Origin of the sequence: Ensifer sp. ENS08 (assembly GCF_014852195.1) — a bacterium.
Classification (GTDB): domain Bacteria; phylum Pseudomonadota; class Alphaproteobacteria; order Rhizobiales; family Rhizobiaceae; genus Ensifer; species Ensifer adhaerens.
In genome coordinates this window covers 1-337 of record NZ_JACVBF010000073.1, presented here as the reverse complement: position 1 = coordinate 337, position 337 = coordinate 1, and the positions used below count along the sequence as shown (strand labels likewise).

Sequence of the window (337 nt, the reverse complement as noted above, 5' to 3'; positions counted from 1 at the left end):
CGCGGAAATCGACCCACATATGCGAGAGTTGGTGGGTGAAGAGCGGTCCCGAATAGAGCAATTCGCGCCCGTAAAGGTTCCGCCAGTCGTAGCTTGCGGTGTAGGCCGCATAGGCTTCCGGCGGGAGTGGGTGGGTCGGTGAGCCGAGGCCGAGGATGTAGAGGAGCAGGCCCTCGTCGTAGCCGCGCCAGCGATAGGGGATGAAGCCGTTTTCCGGCCGCCAGCCGTGGGTGAGCGTCAGCCCGTGATCGCAGGCCCAGTTCCAGTCGGCCCGTTCATAGAGCGCGTTTGCCACCCTGCGGATTTCAACTTCTTCGGCGCCATCGCCGTCGAAATA

Annotated in this window: 1 protein-coding gene; it reads right to left on the bottom strand. The window is 63.2% G+C overall.

The window, feature by feature from the left end; all coding sequences use genetic code 11:
• Window positions 1–337: glucoamylase family protein (locus IB272_RS34565; protein WP_281436414.1), on the bottom strand; the 337-nt coding region annotated here is incomplete at both ends.